Source organism: Sporosarcina sp. Y1011 (assembly GCF_057669885.1).
Window position 1 is genome coordinate 1 of record NZ_JBYHFP010000007.1, and the last position, 21,403, is coordinate 21,403.

The following is a 21,403-nucleotide window of genomic DNA, read 5'->3' on the forward strand; positions in this document are numbered from 1 at the left end:
GTTTCAATTCTTTCCCACCAGTAAGGATTTCCGCACCTTCATCGATTGCAGATTGAACATACATTTTCACTGTGTCCAACTGGCTTTGATCGATAATTGCGCCCATATGTGTTGCTTTATCAAATGGATTTCCAATTGAGAGATTTTCAGTCTTAGCTATAAATTTCTTAACAAAATCATCGTACACATTTTCATGAATATAGATACGTGTGCGCGCATCACAAGATTGGCCTGTGTTATTGAACGCACCGTAAAGTGAACCGTCAACGGCTGCCTCAATATCTGCATCTTCAAAAACAAGGCTTGGAGATTTTCCACCAAGTTCTAGTGTTACCCGTTTTACAGTTCCTGCTGCTCTTGCCATAATGTCTTTCCCAATTGGCGTAGAACCTGTGAAAGCAACTTTATTCACTTGATCGTGTTCTACCAAGTAGTTACCAATATCAGATCCAGAGCCTGGTAAAATGTTAACAACACCCGCTGGAACTCCTGCTTCGAAACAAATTTCTCCAAGAATAATAGCTGTAAGTGGCGTTAGCGACGCTGGTTTAATAACGACCGAGCAACCTGCTGCAATCGCCGGAGCAATTTTCCAAGCGGCCATCATAAGTGGGTAGTTCCACGGAATAATCTGCGCACATACACCTAATGGCTCTTTTTCTGTGTAGTTATGGAATTGACCAGGTACGTTGTTTACAGATCCACCGTGGCCAACAATTGCACCCGCGTAAAATTCAAAGTCTTCAATTGCTTGTGAAATCTGCCCTTTAGCAGCTGCAAGTGATTTACCTGTATTCAAAATTTCAAGTTCCACAAGCTCATTAAAGCGTGAGCCCATAATTGCTGCAATTTTGTTGAGTACACGTGCACGACGTCCTGAAGGAGTTATTTTCCACTTTCCATTATCAAATGAATCTCTGGCAGCTTGAACAGCTCTTTCAGCATCTTCTTGCGTTGCTTTTGCTACTTCTGCAAGAAGTTCACCCGTCGCAGGATTGTAAATTTTTGTGCGTTCGCCATTGCTACTTTCGACTTGTTCACCGTTAATGAAAAGTTTGTAAAAGTCACGTTTCATTGATTCTGGGTCTAATGTTCCTTCTTGAATTGTCGTCAATGGTTTTTCCTCCTATTGTCCTGTGAAAACAGGTTTACGTTTTTCCATAAATGCCGTGACACCTTCATGGTGATCGTTCGTTAATCCAGCTAATCGCTACCCTTGCGCTTCATGCTCAAGAAAATCCTCAAAAGATAATTCACGCGCTGCTTTCAATAAACGTTTAATCAAGCTTTTGTAGGCATAGTTGAAAGTAGAACTGCAAACTTAGTAACATCTTTGTTCAATGTGCTCTCCGGTATATGTTTGCTTGCATGACCCATTTCAACTACCTTAGGTGCTGCTATCTTTATTCCTAGAATCGCAAGTTCAGTTGCTTTAGCAAGTCCAACGAGCTGGGTTAGGTAATATAGATTACCAGAATCCGGAACGAGGCATGACGTCATGGCCAACTTCGGGAAATGTAAATTCTGTGCACTGGCTGAGATTAATAGGTCACAACAAAGGGCAAGCTCGAACCCTACACCAAAAACAAACCCTTTAACTACACCGACAATCGGCTTTTTAATAAGAGCTAAGCGGTCCCAATCAGCAAATTGATTCATCAGGTAAAGACTGATTGAATTGTCATTCGCCATTTTATCAATGTCAGCTCCAGCTGAAAATGCGCGTCCTTTTCCAATTAACACGATGACGCGGACTTTATCATTTCGGTCAAACTCTTCCCAAGCAATCACTAGCTCATTAACCATTTTTCGATTCAATGAATTTAACTGGCGCGGGCGATTTAATTCAACCACCACAATACTTCCCGTTAATGTGGATTCATTGAATTCAAAACTGTTCATTACGCACCTTCACCAATCATTAATGTGACTAGATCTCCCGCGAATCCCATAAAGTCTTTGCCAGATGCTTTCCCTTCTGGAGAGCGTAATCCTTGTTGTAATGCTTCAAAATCGTCATACATCATTTCACAAGTGAGGTAGTATTTATATTCTCCTCCCATTGGTAATCCCATTATTTTTGTAACTTTCATTTCACGTAGTCCAGAAATTTTTGCCGTTAGCGGTGAGTGCATTGAAATAATGTTCATCAAAAGCCTCTTTGTTTTCAGGGTGATTGTATAATGCGATTAGCTTAGCCATTTTTCTTCTCCTCATTTTACATTAATGTAGATACCGGTTTCATTGCCTCAAATACGTTTTTACAGCTTTTGCAGTACAATATACTTCTGCAGGCTGTCGGTCCAAAGATGTTTTCCATCGTTACGTATTCAGAACCACAATATGCGCAATTCACATGCCATGAACCATCTTCCTCGAAATAGAGGGGCGGAGGGGCAATTCCAAACTTCCGCAAATTCACATGTCCTTGTTCCGTTATGCGGTCTGAAGTCCACGGTGGATGAAAAACGAATTCAACTTCAACACTCTCCGCTCCCGGCAGTTCCTTTACAGCATTTACCGTATTTGTCTTAATGAATTCTAACGCTGGACATCCTAAAAAAGTCGGTAATAGAGTGATTCTAACATTTTCCCCTTCGATAGTGACTTCACTTACCATACCAAGATCAATAATACTCACTGAATCAATTTCCGGGTCTTTAACATTCATTAGTACTTCAAAAACTTGTTGGGTTGAAAGATTAATAGAAGCAGTCATACTATTCACCTCTTTCTATTTGGATCCAGTAAACTAAATTGGTGCTGAAATGCTGAGTTCGGTGTTCGCATGCTAAAAACTTCATATTCTTGATAAAACGTTTTTTTCTTCATTCATTTTACTGACTCCTTCCATTATTCAACGACTGCACTTAATGCATCACGCACCCATGCATTATTTTCATAAGAAGTACGGCGTAAATTCAGACGTTCCTTTGACCGAGGGCCTTCATTTCGAATGATTTTCTTGAATTCATTCCAGTCCGGTTGTTTATACGTCCATATTTTACTTTTTGCATCGTAGTGTATTGACTCATCCGGAATTATCAAACCGAGGGATAAAATTCGAGGGATATATTTATCGAAAAATTTTTGCCTAAACTCCTCATTAGTTTTCGTCCGAATTTTATATTTTATAGTCAAGTCTTGTTTAGATGAACCCGTTGTTTCTTTGCTCGCGGGTCCAAAGAACATTAACAGCGATTCCCACCAATAATTGAGTGAATCCTGAATTATAGCTTTCTGATAATCTGTACCTTCCGCAAGTGCCATAATAATCGATTCACCATGCTGTGCGTGAAACACTTCCTCTGCGCAAATACGCTGTAATGCTCTACCATAAGGTCCATAAGAAGCGCCAAGCATATTTGTTTGAGTAATGATTGCTGCTCCGTCAACAAGCCAACCGATAATTCCGGCATCTGCCCATGTAGTTGTTTTCATGTGAAATACATTATGGAATTTCAAATCTCCATTGAATAAATCCTGCATTAAATCTCCACGATTCTTGTCATATGGCTTGAGTAAGTCTTCTGTAACTCGGAGAAGCAACTGACCATGTCCCATTTCGTCCTGCACCTTTGCCATAATGCCTAATTTTCGTGATAGGGACGGAGCTTTTGGTACCCATTCTTTCTCAGGGAGAGCCCCCATAATTTCGCTCATTCCATGCATCGATATCAATTTAATCAATGTTTCACGATATTCTTCGGGCATCCAATCGTCCGCTTCGATTTTATCTCCTGCTTCAATTCTTCGCATGAAATGGGCATGTTTTTCTTCCAAACTATACATTTCCATCATCTCTAACCCCCTCCTGTAAGGTATGTGTTTTAGTCACTTTATATAACAAAACAGTAACGTATATATTCGTGCCCGTTATGTCTAATCACGTAAAGACCTGTTATGTCTAATCACATAAAGGCCCTTTATATCCGCATACATTTCCTACATTGAAATTCCACAAAATCACTGTCAACCGCTTCAATTTTTATCAATTCTATAATAAAGCTGAGTTCAAACGACACTCTGCCTTAGTGTAATACATATAGATTAATAGCCTTCAGTGCATAAGTCAACATTAATTCCTGAATGTTGTAAACATTCAGATACCACTTTAGTCAGAGTGGCTATGTATAAAATTAGTCAGGACACTAAAAAGAGCTGTCTTTAAGTCTTCTTTCGACTAAAGACAACTCTTTTTAGTGTGAATTTAAAATTTCGTGCATATAAGCCAAAAATGTAATCTAGTTGTTTTCTGCGTAGTGCAGATTGCCAAAGGATGAAATTACAGCTACCATTAACTAGACTTGAGGTGCTCCTGTTCATATAGACAATTTAACAGGTCACTCACAGCTACTTCGCCTGCATGAATCCATCTGTTTTTATTGATGATTTTCCCGTCTTTATCAATCGGTTCCTGAAATTGACTAAACCCAGTAGCATCTAGTAATGAACTTCCATCACTATCTAGACCGACATGGACGACATGTTTGATTACGTAAGGTGTTTCGAACTTGATAGAAGCATCGAATTGATCAAGTTCGCCTTGCGTAACAACAAATGGAATTCGGATATAGATGGTTTCACCGCCTTCGCTACATAAAATGTAGTCAAAACTGCCTTTATGGTAATCCCAGTTCCCGCCCAAATGGTAACCAAGCTCCCGTACACATTCGTTTACAAGCCCAAAAGAGGCACTTTGCCCTTCAAGCTCAGTTTGTAATTTCAACATATTTTTTCCTCCTTCTACTTCGTTCTTGTAACAGCATTCACATGATATGAAGGAAAAATACGTTAATGGCTACAATGTAAACATTTGGATGCCTTTCATTTCTTTCTTCTGTTTATTTCGATCTATGACCAAACAAGTACATAATACCCCAGTAAATAAATAGTGATTATAATCAGTGATTTCATTTAAAAAGCAATGTCTCTTCCCTTTTCTGAATGGGGAAAGACATTGCTCGCGTAGGAAAAATGAATACAATTTCTATGTTAAATGTTCTACATGCACTCTACTCTAATTATTTCTTATCGGTCCTGTGATACTCAGCTAGCTGAGTAACTCTAACACCTTTCGTATTTAGCTCATGATATATTCCTCTGCTATCCCGGAATGTAATATATTGATCCCGTTCACTTTGAATTAACTTTTCTGCTTCTTCTAGGGATTCCATATGGATAAACCTTCTAATGTAATGCTCTTCACAAAAAAAGTAAGTCACTTTGAATTCTTTCATGTAATCATCTCCTGTAACACCATCTGCTTAAACATATACTGGAACCCTTTCAATCATATTTGATATTCATTCTCCCACTTTCTATATCCACATATACCTATTCGAAAGGAAATAATAATCTTATACTTTCAAGATATCTTTTCGAAAGTCGTCCGTTAAAATATATGCCATTCGTTCAAACGAGCCCGTTTTTTCATTATTAGGCACTATTCTTCGAATTCCCGTACCAGTATGCAGCTCCTATGAACAAAGCTCCACCGATTATATTCCCTATTGACACGGGTACTAAGTTTGCTGCCAACCCTGCCACTGAAACGGTTTCAGGATGAGGTATCATCAACGAAATAGATAGCAAGGTCATGTTTGCTATACTATGTTCGAAACCTGAAGTGATAAAGGCGAATAAGCACCAAAAAATGACTATCAATTTTGCCGTTTCATCTTTTAATTTATACGCGCACCACACAGCTAAACAGACAAGTATATTACAAAGAATGCCGCGAACGAGTAACTCCATAAAAGGTAGACTCATTTTGTCACTCGCTGCCATATTAATAAAGTTAGCCGTACTATCTGTGGCCAAGCCTGAATAGAAGTATAATGCTGCAATGAGAATTGAGCCCGCGAAGTTGCCTACATAGCTAAATGTCCAAACTTGTATTGTTTCAGTCCAAGTCGTTTTTTTGGTCAAAGTGCCAATGGTCATTATCATGTTATTACTTGTAAACAGGTCGGCTCCCGCCATTAAAACCAAACTTAATGCGATTCCAAATGAAACTCCCATAATAATTTTCGTTCCTGGAAAATCTGCCGGCCCTAGTAACCCCCCGATTGTAAAAATCAAAATGATTCCAAATCCAACAAATACTCCAGCCAACATTGTCATAGTTAAATATCTACTTTTACTCGTATGTAATTGACTTACTTTTGAAACGGCTGTATCACCTAAAACAGCGATTGTTGATTTCATTTCTATTCCCTCCCGTATATCCTAACCCCAAACGATGGATATCTAACAATCTCTTAGGACTTAATTTTGTAACTCACATTGCCTGTCGTGAATAAACTGCTATCTAACTAGCCCCTTAATCGACTACGATTGTATTCACATCCCGCGATTTCCCACCTCTTGAATACTTAATATCTCCGCTACATCTGTGACAAGCTGTTGGAATTATTACTAGTAGGATTCCTTTATTAATAACAAAACGAATACAGTTCCCACTCTTATTGTATACCAGTGTCCTTCATTCGTATAATAAGGAAGAATGGATTAGGTCCATCTATTAAGGAGTATTTGCTACCCTGTGTTAGGATAACGTCAAATACATCTCTTTTGCAATCCCATTAAATTGTTGGCTGAAAAATTACGATTAGATTCGTGATAAATACCGATAAATATCACCTGCATGGGGTAGACTTTTATTGTATTTAAGAAATAATTATATAGACTGACTGAGGCAGGAGGAATGACCATGAATATTTTAATCGAATGGACTTACAGAACACCTAAAGGCGCGGAAACAATCTTTCGTTCTGAAGAAATGCCGGCAGCACAAGCGATGCAAATCGCAGAAGACCTTGAGCGAATTGGGCGAGCCAAAAGCGTAGCATTCATTGACCGGTTTGACAGCATGTGGACGGTTAAAGAGATGAAGGGCTATTTGAAGGGAATCGAAAATGAACCACATAACGTCAAGGTCTATTTCGACGGCGGCTTCGATCGGACAACGAGCAGTTCAGGTTTGGGCTGTGTCATTTATTATGAACAAAGCGGGAAATCATACAGGCTCCGCCGTAATGCTCCTTCGGCCGAACTCATGTCGAATAACGAAGCAGAATATGCTGCGCTCCACTTATGCCTGCAAGAGCTTGAACTGTTAAATGTCCATCATCTACCGGTTCGCTTCATTGGTGATTCACAAGTAGTCATCAACCAGCTGACTGGAGAATGGCCTGCACTGGAAAAGGTCCTGTCAAGCTGGGCTGACCGTATTGAGCAGAAGATGAAAGACCTCGGTATCCAGCCAGAGTATGAACTGGTGCAACGAAAATTGAATTCAGAAGCCGATCGACTTGCAACACAGGCGCTGAATGGAGTCTCTATTACAGCGACGAGTGAAGTTGCAACGTAGGTAGATCAGTTCTATTTCCGCAAATAGGCTTAATGAAAGGGTAAGATTAGCAAACGGTATGTATTAAATTTAATACGCTATTTACACGGATATAATAATTTGAAGTCAAAAAAAGTCTCTATTTCCATACTTTCTGGAAATAGAGAGTCTAGTTAATGTTCATGCTTGCCAATACAACGCTCGCATTCATAGAGTACTGATTCATGCTTCTCAACAATTTCATTTCCACATTCTGTACAATGCTTTTCAGTATTTTTTTTGATTCTCTCCATAATAGATCTCCTCCAATTTTTTATTGTTGTATTATTGTGTTGTGAAACAGTTATACTTCTTATAAACTACTATATAACAGAAGTTTATTTTTGTCTTGGTTTTCTGATAAAGCGCCATATTAGAGGATGAAGAGTGATATAGGACGACGAACAGAGATTATTTTCTGAATTGGAAGTTCACTTACCTTCTACATATGATTAACAAAAAATGAATAATACAAACAAAAGTTGAATAGTATCCCGAATACATTTACAACTAAATTTGACATGTCAAAATCCGCAAATAATTTTTGTCGATATGGGAACGCTATCACATGAAGGTTTCTAAAAAAAAGGAGGAAGTCGATTGTCCAAAGTCAATCCAAAACCAAACGATTCAGCCGACAATGAAGACAGGTTAAAGAAAACAATCAGTAACCTAGAAGCTGCAGAAGCCGCTATGGAATTCGCCGAAGGGAAAGAACTCGCTACAATCCAGGAAAAAAATGCACGACGCAAGGAAAGCATTGAAGATTTACAAAACGAAATAATCGAAGAAGATAAATCAAGAATTAACGGTTATCTATAACAGCACAGATGATTTGAGGGAATGATAATTAGTAAAAAACAAGTCCATTCAATTATTTCACTATTGAATGGACTTGTTTTTTAATAGTAAACCGACATCATTTCTGTAACCACTCAACCATCAATAACTTATTTGTAAAAATGCCTATGTCTCCAAACAAATCATAAAAGTAGAAACCATATTAATGAATAATACCTACTCCACCCACAAATATAATCCTTTCAGACTCAGTTATTTTTCAATTTCTTTCTTCAAACTTTTCCTTCGTATTCCGTAAACGATAGCCAACAAAAGAGGAAATATAATTCCAACGACCAACGATAGAGATTTCCCCGTCGTGTTATCCCACTCTTGTTTATAGACAATATCAGGATAAACCACGAGAGAAAGAACGGTGGCAATTAAACCGAGTGGCATTACTAAAGGTCGATAATCTTTTAAATTTAAGATTTGTGCAATTGCTAAAACAGTAGCGTAAAAATAAAGGATTGCCTTAAAATAGAGTGAGGTTATCCATAGTAAAGCCATTAACACTTCAAGTCGCTCTATGAAATTTCCGATATTTATTCTTTTGGCCAATTCATAGCTTGGATAAATTTCATCCGCCACTTTTTCTGCTCCTAATACCGAAATACTCAAAAATGTAATGACAATGATGATAAGTCCGCCAATTAAATTTCCAATGAGAAAGGATTTTTTTGCTTGTTTCACCTTACTTACAAATGCAGGGAAAATCATTAATAAAACAATCGCATTTCCTGAGGATAACAAGACAATCAGAAAGGAGGATTCAATCATCGTTTTAGCTTCTGTCTCAAATACAGGCTTTATATTGTCAAGCTGGATGTCGGGTACAATTAAAACCGTAAAGATGATAAAGGCGATAAAGAAAATGGCACCAAAGATTTCCGCAGAACGGGCGATGGTCTCTATCCCAAGATATACGCCCATTATCAAAATGCCAACCATCAGAATATTAAGGGCAGACATCGGCGTTTTCGGCATAATATGGATGTTCAAAAAATTCCCTGATTGAGATAAAAGAGTTGAAGTATAAATAAGTGACATGATTACAATTAAAACTGAAACGGCTTTACCGATCCATTTCCCATATACCTTTTCATTGATTTGAACATAAGTGAGGTGAGGAAACCAAAGTGCTATAGTGGTGAAAAACCATATAACCAATAACCCGATACCCGTACCAATTATAGCCGTAATCCAAGCATCTTGGTTCGTTTTGCCAGCTAAAACAGACGGAACTTCTACCATGCTCGTACCGATTGAAAAAAAGATGACTAGCACTAAAAACTGTTTAGAATTAATTTTTTCATTTTGCATCATATCATATCTTCACCTCACAGACCTCTCTAATTCGCCTGACGAAAGAGTGTATCATTTAACGGTTTAAGAATGAAAGTTACTAAGTCCAGTGGATTTGGAATGGGTTTTCCTAATGCTTGGAAAACCCCTAAACTTGCACCAATAAAAAGGAAGAGTAAAAAGACAACTAATTCTTTTTTATATTTCTTTTGTATAAGAGAAGGAACTTCAATACGTAAGATAACAGCAACTATCAACAGGATTCCAACAATTTTCATCATACTTCGTTAATCCTTTACATGATTTAAGAATGAATTTCTTGTCGTACCCGTACGGCGTAACTTCAAATCAACGTCGACGTTCACGACCATGTCCGTAAATTTTTCATCCCACTGATTTTTAATCTTTTTCCATGTTTTTGGATTTGATCGATGAATGGCTGTCCCAAATCCAAAAATATCTACTTTATATTGTTTTTGAGCCGTTTCAATTGTCTGATTAATGATTTCCTTCAATTGTCCTTCATAACTTTTTTCTAACGCAGCGATTGCTTTTGTTTCTGTCAGATTGATTTGACACTCTACAGCACCTACATTTCCCTCTACCTGAATCGTAATTTTCACTTGAGGCTCTCCTTTTTTCACAGTACCTTTCATTTCAGATTTAAACCGCATAACCTCTATAGAAGCTTTCCCTCCTTGAGGGCAAGAAACAGATGTTACTGTTGATTTAACCGAGTTGGTAATATCGTTGTACCCCTTACTCTCGCGTTCAGTTAACCATCCCACTAGTTTATCATTTTTAAAGACCGCTAAATGATCATATTGAATTCGGGCAGCAGGCGTAATCGATTCTACGTTCTGTTTAGTTGAACCTATTTCTTGGTCTCCAAACACCTGGATTCCCGTTATAACTGCATGCTTTCCATCACTGATTAGATCGCCTAAAAATTCATCTAATGTAACCCCTTTCGTCGCAGCCCAGTTTTCCTCAGACGTTTTAAGCGCATTATACATTCTATTTGCAGGTATGTTTTCCATGGTTGTAGTGACATTTAGTATTTCTGCAGCAGTCATATCCTTCGCAACAACAATATAGAAGTCTGACCGCAATTCCCAATCCCTTGATAGTATGTCCAAGGATTCACCTACACCTTCTTTCGCTAATTCTTCACCAACCACAAGCATCCGAAGGTGTCCGGGATATATTTTTCGGGGCAAGTCAATTGTCATTTTCCGCAAAGCTTCGTATACTGTTTCACCGTCTGCTTGGAACAAGGTTACCGTTGAACGACCAGAACTTTGTTTCATGGCTACTTCCGACGGTACAACGACTTGAGCCGTAACTCGGAATTCATCATCCACTTTATCTATTCCGAGAGCTAATGTAATCGCAATCTCATTTAATTCACTCCTGTCCCAACACCCCGTAAGGAAAAGACTGAGAATCAGGAGAACGAATATATGTATTTTCATCGTTTTGATCCCCTTTACGCCTCATTTTTTGGCGGCTTTGGTTTTGCAGAGTTTGAATCTTGTTGTCTAACTATATTTTTTTGATTGATTAGACGAGGTCGGGTAATCATTTTCCAACTAGGAAATCGAACAAAAGTGTCCTTTTGATCGGAAGTATTAAATGGAGCCAATGGAGACATATAGGGGATACCAAAAGAACGTAAACTACATAAATGCAGTACGAGGGCAATTAAACCCACCATTATCCCAAATAAACCGAACGAAGCAGCTAATCCCATAAAAGCAAAACGCAGTAATCGTACAGCAATCGCTATATCATAAGTGGGAGAAACAAAGCTGGCGATAGCAGTTATTGAAACAATGATTACCATTGCAGCAGAAATTACGCCAGCTTCTACAGCTGCCGTTCCTATGACAAATGCACCTACAATAGACATGGCAGATCCAATTGATCGAGGCATCCTTACGCCCGCTTCACGTAAAATTTCAAAGGTCAATTCCATCAGCAATGCTTCAAAAAATGCGGGAAATGGAACTCCTTCTCGTTGGGCCGCTAAACTAATTAGCAGTGCAGGCGGTAGCATGGCCTGATGAAAAGTTGTGATTGCTATAAACAACGCCGGTGCCAGCATAGAAATGCCAAAAGCAACAAAACGAAGGAGTCGAATAAAACTCGCAATATCCGCACGTTGATAATAATCCTCAGTAGCCTGGAAAAATTGTATGAACAATGCTGGAACAATCAGTACAAAAGGCGTTCCATCTACCAAGATGGCTATTCTTCCTTCTAATAATGCAGCTGCTACTGCATCTGGACGTTCCGTATTGTAAATAGTGGGAAAAGGTGAAAACGGCGCATCCTCAATTAATTCTTCGATATTACCACTGTCAAGAATTCCGTCAATATCTATTTTATCCAAACGCGAATGGACTTCCTTCACTATTTTTTCATCTGCAACACCGTTTATGTACATTATTGCTATATTCGTTTTCGTCCGTGTTCCAATCACCTTGGACTCCATCCAAAGGTTCGGATCTTTAAGTTTCCGACGAACCAAGGCCGTGTTTACACGCAAATTTTCGGAAAATCCTTCGCGAGGTCCTCTTACTACAGTTTGTGCCACTGGTTCTGTTACTCCACGCTCAATCCAGAACTTATTCGAAATGACCAACCCTTGTGCATGGCCATCGATTAGTATGATTGTGTCCCCCGACAAAAGACCGCCATAAAGCACTTCAAAAGTTGTAAAATCTTTAATTTCTCCTACTGTCACTAAAAAATCTTTTAGAATGCTAATCATACTTTGTCCGGTTGCCAACTTTTCCTTTAATTCAATCTCTTTACTATCCAACATAAGCTTTTCTAAAATAAATTCTTGTAACGAAGTTGTATTAGTTAACCCATCTGTGTATATAATGCCCGCGTTTATGCTTCCTTCTTTCCCAATTCGAATTTCCCGAAAGACAATATCCGTACTCTTACCAAGCATATCTTTTATGATTTGTAAATTTTCTTGAAGACTAGCTTTCAAACCATCTGTTTGAGTTGAATCCACCGTTTTATTTGGTGAGGGCTCCGCAGTATTTGATTTATTTGTTTTTTTCTTTTTAAAAAACCGCATACGCTCTCTCCCTCGTTTACTAGTCATGAATACAACTAAATCTATTTACTGTAAGTCACAATATTCGCCGAGACATGCCCCTTTTATAGTATTCAGCATGGGCTATTTCACTATTTTCCATACGTTTGTTATGCCTTGATGCCAATAGCCGGTCCTGTTTCCAAAAAAATACACCACTTTCAGAATGGAGATCTGAAAGTGGTGTATTTTTATTTCTGATTAATTAACTACAAAATATCTAGCATCTGGATGAGCGAATACCATTGCTGAAACCGAAGCTTCCGGTTCCATCATGAATTCTTCTGTTAGTTCTACGCCAATATCCTCGGGTTTTATCAAACCAAATAGCTTAGCTTGATCATCTAGATTTGGACAAGCCGGATAACCGAAGGAGAAACGTTGCCCTTGGTATTTGGCAGCGAAACGATCTCGCATTGTAAAGTCCGTTGCATCTGAAAAACCCCACTGATCTCGAATTTCTTGGTGAATCCGTTCAGCATACCCTTCTGCTAGTTCAAGGGCAGTCGCCTGGAATGCATGGCTTTCTAAGAACTTTCCTTGTTCTTTTAGTCTAGTCGCTTCCGCACGCACGCCATGACCTGCCGTAACTTGCATGAACGCAACATAGTCCATCTCCCCACTATCCACTGTTCTTAAGTAATCTGCTAGACATAGGAAAGGTTCTGCAGATTGGCGTGGGAATGTGAAGCGTTCGATCTCTGTTTTAGCGTCTGCAGGATCATAAATAATTACATCATCTCCATCTGATTGCGCAGGGAAAAATTGATACATGCCCCGAGGTTTTAATAGATCCGATCGTAAGTAGCCAGTTACTAGTTCATGGAGCCCACTTGCACGCTCATCTCCTCGTTCGATTAATTTATCATTATATCCTTTTAGACCCAAATGATGGCCAATCAATGTGCGCATATTTACATAAGGATGAAGGTGAGCAACTGAATAATCTTTCATCACATGACGACGAAGATCTTTCGGTATGTAAACTTGTACATCTTCTCGAACCGTTTTCACAGGCCTCTCCAAAACAGCAACCGCCTGTTTAGATGCACGAGTTGCCTCGGATATAATACGCTTCTCTGCTGAAATAACAAGTTCCTCTAACAAAAGCTCTTTATCTTCCTCATTTTGTAATCGATTCGCTAGGTCAAGTCCTTGCATCGCATCTTTTGCATATAACACGGGCCCATCATATTCAGCTGAAATCTTCGTTTCCGTGAAACGACGAGACAGCGCTGCTCCACCTACTAGTATCGGTACATCGATACCCGCTTCTTTGAAATCTTGCGCTGTAATAACCATTTGATGTGCGGATTTAACGAGTAAGCCAGACAAACCTATCATATCTGGCTTTTCTTTACGAATGACATCAATCAGTGTAGCGGGTGTCACCTTAATACCGACATCGATCACTTTGTAGCCGTTGTTACTCAGTATGATCTCAACCAAGTTTTTCCCAATATCATGAACGTCGCCTTTGACAGTGGCAAGTACGATTTTCCCCTTACCAGAATCATCTTCTTTTTTCTCCATGAAACCTTCTAAGTAGCCTACTGAAGCTTTCATAACGCCTGCACTTTGAAGTACTTCAGCAACAATGAGCTTATTTTCATTGAACAACCGACCTACCTCGGCCATCCCTTTCATCAGTGGTCCGTTGATAATATCAAGCGGGGTATCATACATTTGAAGGGCTGCTTCCAAGTCAGGGATAAGCCCTTCTTTTGTTCCTTCAATAATATAATAAGCCAGACGATCAGGAACCGTTTTAGGAATATCATCTTCTGTTTTTTCTTTTTTCTTACCACGGTAAAAATCTGTGAAATCAGCGAGTGTTTGATCCGTTGTTGTGAATAAAAGCTCGTTCGCCATAGCAATTTCCTGATCAGGAATAGAAGCAAATCGTTCTAGTTTCTCAGTATTCACAATCGCATAATCAAGACCTGCTTGTGTACAGTGGTATAAATAAACGGCATTCAATACTTCACGTCCAACCGGCGGAAGTCCAAACGATACATTACTTACACCTAGTGTCGTTAAACATCTGGGCATTTTTTCTTTTATCAAACGAATACCTTCTATTGACTCTACTGCAGCACCAATATATTGTTGATCCCCTGTTCCTACTGGGAATACGAGCGGATCGAAAATAATATCTTCCGGCGCTAACCCCCACTTATTCACAAGTAAATCATATGAACGCTCTGCGATTGCAAGCTTTCGTTCGCGTGTAACGCCCATTCCAATTTCATCGATCGTCCCTACTACTACAGCTGCACCATACTTTTTCACAAGAGGCATCACGGCATCAAATCGTTCTTCTCCGTCTTCTAGGTTGATGGAATTAATAATTGTTTTACCTTGTGAATACTTTAACGCTTCTTCAATAACCTTTTCGTCAGTTGAGTCAATAACGAGAGGGACCTTCACTTTTTTCACAACTTCCTTCATGAATTGTGCCATGTCCTCCAACTCATCGCGATCCGGGTTCGCAAGACAAATGTCAATGACATGTGCCCCACTTTTTACTTGAGCGCGTGCAATTTCAGATGCTTCTTCAAACTTTCCTTCTATAATAAGTCGTTTAAATTTCCGGGAACCAATGACATTTGTACGTTCTCCGATTAATAAAGGACGCATCGATTCATCATATTGTAGCGGCTCAATTCCAGATATAACATGACCATGACTTTCATCCGCCGGTTTACGTGGAGCCAAATCTTTTACCGCTTCTCGCAAAGCTTTAATATGAGCAGGAGTCGTTCCACAACATCCGCCTACCAAGTTTAACCAACCTTTTTCTGCAAAGCCTCTTAGCTTTTGAGAAAGTGATTCTGGTGACTCATGGTAATGTCCTTCTTCATCGGGTAATCCTGCATTGGGATAACAACTGACATAGCCGTCAGATATTTCTGATAGTGAACGGATATGATCTCGCATGAATTCAGGACCCGTTGCACAGTTTAAACCTACAGAAAGTGGTTTCACATGCTCAATGGAAATATAGAAAGCCTCTATACTTTGTCCAGCTAGCGTCGTACCCATTGGTTCAATTGTTCCTGAAATCATTATGGGAAGTTCTTTTCCAGTTACTTCAAATGCATCTTTAATACCAAGTGTAGCAGCCTTTACATTCAGCATATCTTGACTTGTTTCTAATAGTATTAAGTCACTTCCACCGTCAATCAATGCCTTCGCTTGGACAAAAAAGTCATGTTTCAGCTCATCAAATGTAATACCACCTGTTACAGAAAGTGTTTTTGTCGTCGGCCCAATTGCTCCTGCTACAAATCGAGGCCATTCACTTGTCGAGAATTCAGCAGTACATTTTTTTGCAAATTGAGCTGCACGAAAGTTAATCTCATGCGCTTGGTCTCCCAGATTATAATCATTCAATACAACTGGCGTTCCACCAAACGTATTCGTAGAAATAATATCAGCACCTGCCTCTAAATATCCACGATGTATGTTTTCAATAACTTCTGGGTTTACGATATTTAAATATTCATTACATCCATCATATTCTTCTCCGCCGAATTCTTCCGGAGAAAGGTCCGCATTTTGAATCATCGTTCCCATTGCACCATCAATAATTAATATCCTTTTTTGAAGTTCTTTCTCAAGTAAACTCTTAGACATAACTGTGATCTCTCTCTTTCTGTGCATCTATTTCTTTAATATAATGAATCAATTCAAGTGACGTATCATATCTGAGGAAAGGCGTGATAATGTAAATTCCATTAAATAATTCTGCCGCTGTAGCTATGAGTTCCTTCGCTATTTGAATACCTTCTGCAGTCGCTCTGTTTTTGTCATCTCCACACGCACGCATTCTTTCAAGTGCATCTTCTGAGAGCTTAATTCCAGGTACCTCGTTATGCAGAAATTCCGAACTTCTGATGCTTGTGAGTGGCATAATACCGATGAAAATGGGTGTAGGTAAATGCTTTGTCTGCTCGTGAATTTCTATGATTTTTTCTTTTGTAAATACAGGTTGTGAGATAAAATAATCTGCACCTGATTCAATCTTCTTCTCTAAGCGTTTTACTGCACGATCCAGTACACGGACATTCGGATTAAACGCTGCAGCAACAGAGAAATTCGCTTTCTTGCGGAGAGGTTTACCTGAGAATGAAATGCCCTCATTCAACTGTTTAATTAGTTGAATGAATTCCATACTAGACACATCATATACACTTGAAGCTCCTGGGAAATCGCCTATTTTCGTAGGATCACCGGTTATCGCCAATACTTCATGCAATCCAAGTGCATCCAGTCCCATTAAGTGAGATTGGAGCCCGATTAGATTGCGGTCCCGACATGTAATATGAACAAGCGGGCTAATCTGGTGCTCCAGTTTCAACATCGATCCCATCGCCAAATTGCTAATGCGTGGGGAGGCTAATGAATTATCTGCCATTGTGAGAGAGTCTATGCCTGCTGCATTTAACGCCTTAGCACCTTCAATGAATCCAGTAATGTCTAAATGACGTGGTGTATCCAACTCTACAATTATTGTTCTTTCTGTCTTTACTTTCACATGAAGCGGCTTTGTTTTTTGCGGTTCTGCCTCTCGAATTACAATCGGCTTTCTAGGAGTCACTATTTTTTCCGAGATTGGCGCTAGATTTCCAATGTATTTTTTCGCAGCCTCAATGTGCTTTGTCGTCGTTCCACAGCATCCACCAATTAAGCGCACGCCCTCTTCCCGGAGACGCAATGCAGCTCTCCCAAAATAATCAGCTTCTGATTCGTAGACAATCCGTCCATCCTCAACATCCATTAAACTAGCGTTTGGAGAAGCGGAAAGAAATGCTTTTTCAGGAAGTGTTACTTGTTCGAAAGCTTGAATCGTATGATGTGGTCCCAGTCGGCAATTGACTCCTACTATGTCCGCACCCAGTGCTTCAAGCTGATGAAACGCTTCGTTAAGTAGCATTCCATTTTGCAAAATGCCTGGATCATGCATTGATACTTGGGCAATAATTGGCGTATTTGTTAGTTTGCGTAAATGCTTTACAGTAGCAACAAGTTCTTCAAAATCATAATAGGTTTCTAGGAGTAACCCGTCCGGATCCCCTGCCAATAAGTAATTGGCTTGCTGATCAATCATTTTTATTATTTCTTCAACCGTCGCATCACTTTTACGAATCCCACGGATACCGCCTATCGTACCAAGTACAAACTGTCCACCTGGTGCAGCAGCTCTTTTTGCAATTTGAATTGCTGCTTCATTAATTTCTTTTACTTGATTTTCTAAACCATAACGCTCCAGCTTAAGCAGATTGGCTCCGTATGTGTTGGTCTGAATAATATCTGACCCAGCCGTAATATAATCTAAGTGAATTTTCTCCACAATCTCCGGTTTCTGTAGATTAAGCTCTTCGTTACAGTACTCAATCCCATATGAATAGAGCAGCGTCCCCATAGCCCCATCCGCAATCAATATCTTTGTCTGCAGTTCTTCCAGTAAGCCCATTCCACCCAATCCCCCTTTAATACAAAAAAAGCCTTCCATGAAAAGAAGACTTAACGATTTAAAATTCGTTCTTCTTCATCTCTCAGGACATTTCTCTCCTGCTGGAATTAGCACCTGACCATATTATGGCTGGTTGCTGAAGCGTCATTGGGCCAGTCCCTCGACTTCTCTCGATAAGAATTCAATATTCAGTTTCACTAACTATGATTATCCTATCGTTATAACTCGTATCAGTCAAGGACTTTTTCGTAAAATGCGAATATTCTTTTCCTTATCATTTTTATTTTTCTGACTTCAAAAAAATAAAAGCTGCTAACACAATAATATAATCATGTTAGCAGCTTTCACTCGTATTATATTATTATGAAGAGTGTTTTGTTAACCATTCTTCAATCAACGGAAATGTATTGTTAATGGCTCTTCGACCAGCAACAACTGAAACGTGACCTGTATCGGTCAGATGGAAAGTCTTATCTCTACTTGAGATTTTAGCGTTTAGTGGTTCTACTTGGTTAGGAGAAGCGATGACATCATGCTTTCCGGCAATATTTAATACATTTGCCGTAATCTTGCTTAACTCCACTTTCTGTCCTCTAATATAGAGTTCATCATTAATTAATTTATTCTCTTGATAAAACTCACCAATCCATTGCCTATAGGCTTCACCTGGAAATGGAATTCCGTCATTCAACCATTTCTGCATCAACTTCCAATTGTTAACGAATTCCTCATTATCCGCGCGATCCGCCAGACTGATATAAGGACCATAAAAATTGGCTATCGGATTTAACAGCTTGTTACCAAAATCAATCATATCATGAGGAATCAAACCAAGTGTGTCAACTAGTTTATTCAAGTTAAAATGACGTTTGTCTAACCAACTCGTATATAAACCTGCATCCGAAAAATCAAAAGGGCTCGTCATGAAGATTAAATTACGAATTGGCAGTGTAGGATGGAGTGCCGTAAAAATAGAAGTCATCGTCCCACCCATACAATAACCGAGCAAACTGATTTCCTTGGCATCCGACGTTTTCAATACTTTCTTAACAGCGCGCGGAATATAATCTAAGATATAATCATCTAATTTCATATATCGATCTTCATAACCCGCAGTACCCCAATCCAGTAAATAAACGTCGTGGCCTTTGTTTGTAAGATGTTCGATTAGACTATTGCCAGGTGTTAAATCCAATATATAAGGTTTATTGATCAATGCATAAACCATTAAAATAGGGACGCTATTTGTTTTCTTGACTGTTGATTGATAGCGATATAGTTTCGCTTTATTCTTTGTCCAGATAACTTCTTTAGGTGTTTGACCGACTTTTGGTTCCGGCTCATTTGTCAGTACCGACGTCATCCGTTGAATTCGTTCAAAACCTACCTTCATATCATCAGGCATTGTATCCATCCATTTGTCAGCATCTTTCATACTAGAATAACCCATTTTTTTCCTCCTATCAAAATTCAATCATTTATAAGGGCTTCCTTGCAGAAGACCCTTTCCATAAGTAAAAAATGGTAGGTTATTACATGTATAATCCGCCATTCACATTGATTGTTTGCCCCGTAATATACTTAGCTTGTGTAAGGAACAATACAGCTTCTGCAATTTCTTCTGTTTGGCCCAAACGTTGCATTGGAATTTTTGCAATAATACCCTCTTTTACATTTTCAGGCATTTCTCCAACCATTTCCGTTTCGATAAATCCAGGACAAACAGCATTGACAGTAATTCCACTTCTAGCTGTTTCCAATGCCAGTGATTTCGTTAAACCAATCAATCCCGCTTTTGATGCCGCATAGTTTGATTGACCGAATCCGCCAGCCTGTCCGATGATTGAGCTTATGTTAATGATTCGTCCAGACTTTTGCTCCAGCATATGATTAATAACTTCCGATGTTGTATAGAAAACACTGTTTAGATTGACATCGATTACTTCATTCCATTCCTCATTAGAAAGCTTACGGAATGTACGGTCTCTTGTAATACCTGCATTATTCACGAGAATATCAATCTTCCCAAAACGATTGATAACTTCAGCCATGAAATTCTTTACATCGTCCGCTTTAGAAACGTCAGACTGAATTGCACAAGAAATTCCACCTTGTTCTTCAATTTCCTTCACAACTGCTTCTGCACTATCAATTCTAGATTGGTAATTAATCGCAACAGATGCGCCATTTTCAGCTAATACTTTAGCGATTGTAGCACCAATTCCGCGTGAACCCCCAGTTACAACTACCACTTTCCCCGCAAGTGGTTTGCCAATCGTACTTTTTTCAGTTACTTCTTTTATTTGTATAGTCATATCCCCACACACTTCCCATCACTCTATTTTTTACCCCTTAAATTGAACAAATCTACTATTACTTTTTCAACTCTTTCGGTGCGACCACCGTTTTTTCTTTCTCTATACCTTCAAGCACCTCAAGAACTTTATCCAGTTTTCTCTCCAAGTTTAGGACAGACCTTCTTAACTGACTAATTTCTTTTGTCGCATCTAGTTTACCTAATTCTTCTTCGAATTTATCTTCAAGATTGTCAACTTTGCCTTCTAAATTAATGACGAGAGATGCAACATCCGCAAGTTCTGCTCGCGTAGGCATATTCATTTGTTTCAAATAAGACTCAGTCGCCTCATTTGAATACTCCTGAAATTGCAGGTAGTAGTTTAGGGTCTCTCCCATTCCTTCGGAGAAAGATTCCTTCTTCAACGATTCTTGGATTGCTTCGTTCCAGTTCGCCTCGGTTTGTTCGTAAATGTTTTTCCACATTTTAAACGGATCTAGTGGCAATGTTTGTGACAATAAACTTCATCTCCTTTTAAGTAATAAGCTCAGCAAGTACCAACTGACCCCCTGTACATAATTATACGGATAGATAAATTTTAAATGAATAATCAGAAAGGGCTATTTATTCTCACTTCTACTTGTTTATTCAACACCATTCGACATATAACGCAATACTGTAGGGGTTTTTTCACGTTTTTGTAAATTGCTAGTTAAGAGTCGTTTCACTTCTTGACGACTTTACCAATGTATGAATGCTGGTTCATACATATGCTTAAGACAATAATTTAGTTGAGTTTTTTTACTTCTATACAATAAACCAGAAATAACCAGTGAATATCTTAATCACACACTGGGCACTACGTGTATAGGCTTTTTTGGATCACTTTGGATTTAACGACTTCTAAATCATTTTCGAGCACTTCCGCTCTATATAGAAGCTAATCTATTTATTTCTTTCAGAGCAACTATATTT

General features: G+C 39.0%; 19 protein-coding genes, 1 pseudogene and 1 riboswitch. Of the genes and pseudogenes, 2 read left to right on the forward strand and 18 right to left on the reverse strand.

The window, feature by feature from the left end:
* From AC25Y5_RS10385 to AC25Y5_RS10420, 8 genes and pseudogenes are all read right to left on the reverse strand, one after another.
* A partial coding sequence (locus AC25Y5_RS10385; RefSeq protein ID WP_488140337.1) for an aldehyde dehydrogenase family protein occupies nt 1–1,075 on the reverse strand: 1,075 nt, incomplete at its 3' end.
* A 206-nt stretch (nt 1,076–1,281) separates the two neighbouring features.
* Complete coding sequence (locus tag AC25Y5_RS10390; RefSeq protein WP_488140218.1) at nt 1,282–1,902, reverse strand: enoyl-CoA hydratase/isomerase family protein; 621 nt, start codon at nt 1,900–1,902, stop codon at nt 1,282–1,284.
* Nucleotides 1,902–2,202, reverse strand: a pseudogene (locus tag AC25Y5_RS10395) (EthD family reductase). The gene AC25Y5_RS10390 and the pseudogene AC25Y5_RS10395 overlap by 1 nt, the downstream one beginning before the upstream one ends.
* Nucleotides 2,203–2,218: 16 nt before the next feature.
* Nucleotides 2,219–2,719: a 1,2-phenylacetyl-CoA epoxidase subunit PaaD gene (paaD, locus tag AC25Y5_RS10400; protein WP_488140219.1), complete on the reverse strand. Its 501-nt coding sequence runs from the start codon at nt 2,717–2,719 to the stop codon at nt 2,219–2,221.
* Nucleotides 2,720–2,853: 134 nt separating this feature from the next.
* A complete protein-coding gene (paaA, locus tag AC25Y5_RS10405) occupies nt 2,854–3,801 on the reverse strand; it encodes a 1,2-phenylacetyl-CoA epoxidase subunit PaaA (protein WP_482101960.1) in 948 nt (315 codons plus the stop codon).
* Nucleotides 3,802–4,297: 496 nt separating this feature from the next.
* On the reverse strand, nt 4,298–4,732 hold the full coding sequence (locus tag AC25Y5_RS10410; protein ID WP_482101961.1) for a YugN family protein: 435 nt from the start codon (nt 4,730–4,732) through the stop codon (nt 4,298–4,300).
* A gap of 292 nt (nt 4,733–5,024) precedes the next feature.
* On the reverse strand, nt 5,025–5,240 hold the full coding sequence (locus AC25Y5_RS10415) for a hypothetical protein (RefSeq protein WP_488140220.1): 216 nt from the start codon (nt 5,238–5,240) through the stop codon (nt 5,025–5,027).
* 199 nt (nt 5,241–5,439) lie between these two features.
* Nucleotides 5,440–6,210 carry a formate/nitrite transporter family protein gene (locus tag AC25Y5_RS10420; RefSeq protein ID WP_488140221.1) on the reverse strand — a complete coding sequence of 257 codons (771 nt, stop codon included), beginning with the start codon at nt 6,208–6,210 and terminating at the stop codon, nt 5,440–5,442.
* A 505-nt stretch (nt 6,211–6,715) separates the two neighbouring features.
* Here AC25Y5_RS10420 and AC25Y5_RS10425 point away from each other — a divergent pair.
* Nucleotides 6,716–7,375 (forward strand): ribonuclease H family protein, encoded by a 660-nt coding sequence (locus AC25Y5_RS10425; RefSeq protein WP_488140222.1) that lies wholly within the window; start codon nt 6,716–6,718, stop codon nt 7,373–7,375.
* A 152-nt stretch (nt 7,376–7,527) separates the two neighbouring features.
* Here the strand turns inward: AC25Y5_RS10425 and yhfH are convergent, their stop codons facing one another.
* On the reverse strand, nt 7,528–7,647 hold the full coding sequence (yhfH, locus tag AC25Y5_RS10430) for a protein YhfH (RefSeq protein WP_488140223.1): 120 nt from the start codon (nt 7,645–7,647) through the stop codon (nt 7,528–7,530).
* Nucleotides 7,648–7,993: 346 nt separating this feature from the next.
* Between yhfH and AC25Y5_RS10435 the strand changes: the two genes are divergently transcribed.
* Nucleotides 7,994–8,215 carry a small, acid-soluble spore protein tlp gene (locus tag AC25Y5_RS10435; protein ID WP_488140224.1) on the forward strand — a complete coding sequence of 74 codons (222 nt, stop codon included), beginning with the start codon at nt 7,994–7,996 and terminating at the stop codon, nt 8,213–8,215.
* A 231-nt stretch (nt 8,216–8,446) separates the two neighbouring features.
* Here AC25Y5_RS10435 and AC25Y5_RS10440 read toward each other — a convergent pair whose 3' ends face one another.
* From AC25Y5_RS10440 to AC25Y5_RS10480, 9 genes are all read right to left on the reverse strand, one after another.
* Nucleotides 8,447–9,559 carry a GerAB/ArcD/ProY family transporter gene (locus AC25Y5_RS10440; protein ID WP_488140225.1) on the reverse strand — a complete coding sequence of 371 codons (1,113 nt, stop codon included), beginning with the start codon at nt 9,557–9,559 and terminating at the stop codon, nt 8,447–8,449.
* A gap of 26 nt (nt 9,560–9,585) precedes the next feature.
* Nucleotides 9,586–9,819: a hypothetical protein gene (locus tag AC25Y5_RS10445; RefSeq protein ID WP_488140226.1), complete on the reverse strand. Its 234-nt coding sequence runs from the start codon at nt 9,817–9,819 to the stop codon at nt 9,586–9,588.
* 6 nt (nt 9,820–9,825) lie between these two features.
* Nucleotides 9,826–11,013, reverse strand: coding sequence for a Ger(x)C family spore germination protein (locus tag AC25Y5_RS10450; RefSeq protein WP_488140227.1), 1,188 nt, complete (start codon nt 11,011–11,013; stop codon nt 9,826–9,828).
* Between the two features lie 14 nt (nt 11,014–11,027).
* Nucleotides 11,028–12,635, reverse strand: coding sequence for a spore germination protein (locus tag AC25Y5_RS10455; RefSeq protein ID WP_488140228.1), 1,608 nt, complete (start codon nt 12,633–12,635; stop codon nt 11,028–11,030).
* 219 nt (nt 12,636–12,854) lie between these two features.
* Nucleotides 12,855–16,292, reverse strand: coding sequence for a methionine synthase (gene metH, locus AC25Y5_RS10460; protein ID WP_488140229.1), 3,438 nt, complete (start codon nt 16,290–16,292; stop codon nt 12,855–12,857).
* Nucleotides 16,285–18,132, reverse strand: a complete 1,848-nt coding sequence (locus AC25Y5_RS10465; protein ID WP_488140230.1) for a bifunctional homocysteine S-methyltransferase/methylenetetrahydrofolate reductase — start codon at nt 18,130–18,132, stop codon at nt 16,285–16,287. Before AC25Y5_RS10465 ends, metH begins: the two co-directional genes overlap by 8 nt.
* A gap of 72 nt (nt 18,133–18,204) precedes the next feature.
* Nucleotides 18,205–18,312, reverse strand: a riboswitch (SAM riboswitch).
* 181 nt (nt 18,313–18,493) lie between these two features.
* Complete coding sequence (gene phaC / locus AC25Y5_RS10470) at nt 18,494–19,582, reverse strand: class III poly(R)-hydroxyalkanoic acid synthase subunit PhaC (protein WP_488140231.1); 1,089 nt, start codon at nt 19,580–19,582, stop codon at nt 18,494–18,496.
* Nucleotides 19,583–19,664: 82 nt separating this feature from the next.
* A complete protein-coding gene (fabG, locus tag AC25Y5_RS10475) occupies nt 19,665–20,447 on the reverse strand; it encodes a 3-oxoacyl-[acyl-carrier-protein] reductase (RefSeq protein ID WP_488140232.1) in 783 nt (260 codons plus the stop codon).
* 58 nt (nt 20,448–20,505) lie between these two features.
* Entirely contained in the window at nt 20,506–20,946 is a 441-nt protein-coding gene (locus AC25Y5_RS10480; protein WP_482101971.1) for a polyhydroxyalkanoate biosynthesis repressor PhaR, read from the reverse strand.
* Between the last annotated feature and the right edge of the window lie 457 nt (nt 20,947–21,403).

What these genes read in the sequence shown, in the direction of transcription:
- AC25Y5_RS10445 (WP_488140226.1), bottom strand. Translation starts at nt 9,819, where the DNA reads ATGATGAAAATTGTTGGAATCCTGTTGATAGTTGCTGTTATCTTACGT.
- AC25Y5_RS10455 (WP_488140228.1), bottom strand. Translation starts at nt 12,635, where the DNA reads ATGCGGTTTTTTAAAAAGAAAAAAACAAATAAATCAAATACTGCGGAG.
- paaD (WP_488140219.1), bottom strand. Translation starts at nt 2,719, where the DNA reads ATGACTGCTTCTATTAATCTTTCAACCCAACAAGTTTTTGAAGTACTA.
- AC25Y5_RS10420 (WP_488140221.1), bottom strand. Translation starts at nt 6,210, where the DNA reads ATGAAATCAACAATCGCTGTTTTAGGTGATACAGCCGTTTCAAAAGTA.
- AC25Y5_RS10410 (WP_482101961.1), bottom strand. Translation starts at nt 4,732, where the DNA reads ATGTTGAAATTACAAACTGAGCTTGAAGGGCAAAGTGCCTCTTTTGGG.
- AC25Y5_RS10450 (WP_488140227.1), bottom strand. Translation starts at nt 11,013, where the DNA reads ATGAAAATACATATATTCGTTCTCCTGATTCTCAGTCTTTTCCTTACG.
- AC25Y5_RS10415 (WP_488140220.1), bottom strand. Translation starts at nt 5,240, where the DNA reads ATGAAAGAATTCAAAGTGACTTACTTTTTTTGTGAAGAGCATTACATT.
- paaA (WP_482101960.1), bottom strand. Translation starts at nt 3,801, where the DNA reads ATGATGGAAATGTATAGTTTGGAAGAAAAACATGCCCATTTCATGCGA.
- phaC (WP_488140231.1), bottom strand. Translation starts at nt 19,582, where the DNA reads ATGGGTTATTCTAGTATGAAAGATGCTGACAAATGGATGGATACAATG.
- AC25Y5_RS10390 (WP_488140218.1), bottom strand. Translation starts at nt 1,902, where the DNA reads ATGAACAGTTTTGAATTCAATGAATCCACATTAACGGGAAGTATTGTG.
- yhfH (WP_488140223.1), bottom strand. Translation starts at nt 7,647, where the DNA reads ATGGAGAGAATCAAAAAAAATACTGAAAAGCATTGTACAGAATGTGGA.
- metH (WP_488140229.1), bottom strand. Translation starts at nt 16,292, where the DNA reads ATGTCTAAGAGTTTACTTGAGAAAGAACTTCAAAAAAGGATATTAATT.
- AC25Y5_RS10425 (WP_488140222.1), top strand. Translation starts at nt 6,716, where the DNA reads ATGAATATTTTAATCGAATGGACTTACAGAACACCTAAAGGCGCGGAA.
- AC25Y5_RS10465 (WP_488140230.1), bottom strand. Translation starts at nt 18,132, where the DNA reads ATGGGCTTACTGGAAGAACTGCAGACAAAGATATTGATTGCGGATGGG.
- fabG (WP_488140232.1), bottom strand. Translation starts at nt 20,447, where the DNA reads ATGACTATACAAATAAAAGAAGTAACTGAAAAAAGTACGATTGGCAAA.
- AC25Y5_RS10440 (WP_488140225.1), bottom strand. Translation starts at nt 9,559, where the DNA reads ATGATGCAAAATGAAAAAATTAATTCTAAACAGTTTTTAGTGCTAGTC.